Below are 506 nucleotides of genomic sequence, written 5' to 3' on the forward strand. Positions count from 1 at the left end.
CCGGACGGCGGGCGGCGCGGCCGGGCGGGGCCCGGGGACGGCCGTCCGGCCCCCGAAGTACGCGGCGAAGCAGCGGTCGTAGCGCGCCAGGTCACCGGGGTCGGCGCAGAGCGTGAGGCGGCCGGCCCAGTAGACGTCGCGCGGGTCGAGGACGTCCAGGTGGTCGAGCGCGGCGAGCATCGCCCGCACCCGCTCGGGATCGGCCCGCCCGCCCGCGGCGCGCACCGTCCGCGCGAACCCGACGACCGTCTCGACCACGTCCCGCACCGCCGCTCAGCCCCCGTCGAACAGGGCGGCGAGGCCGCGCTCGCGGTCCTCCCGGTACTTCAGGACGGCGCCGAGCGTGCGGGCGGCGGAGTCCGGGTCCAGGTCGCGGACGCCGAGCGCGACCAGCGCCTCCGTCCAGTCCAGGGACTCGGCGACGCCCGGCGGTTTCAGCAGGTCGGCGGCGCGCAGCGCGGCGGCGGCCCGGGCGACCTGCGCGGCGAGGCGGTCCGCGGCGGCCG

Annotated in this window: 2 pseudogenes; both read right to left on the minus strand. The window is 80.4% G+C overall.

Annotation, left to right across the window (positions count from 1 at the left end):
• Positions 1 to 258: pseudogene (locus DZF91_RS22625) on the minus strand (hypothetical protein); the annotation flags it as partial.
• A gap of 15 nt (positions 259 to 273) precedes the next feature.
• Positions 274 to 506: pseudogene (locus DZF91_RS22630) on the minus strand (AAA family ATPase); the annotation flags it as partial.

This window comes from Actinomadura logoneensis (assembly GCF_003428695.1).
Taxonomy (GTDB): domain Bacteria; phylum Actinomycetota; class Actinomycetes; order Streptosporangiales; family Streptosporangiaceae; genus Spirillospora; species Spirillospora logoneensis.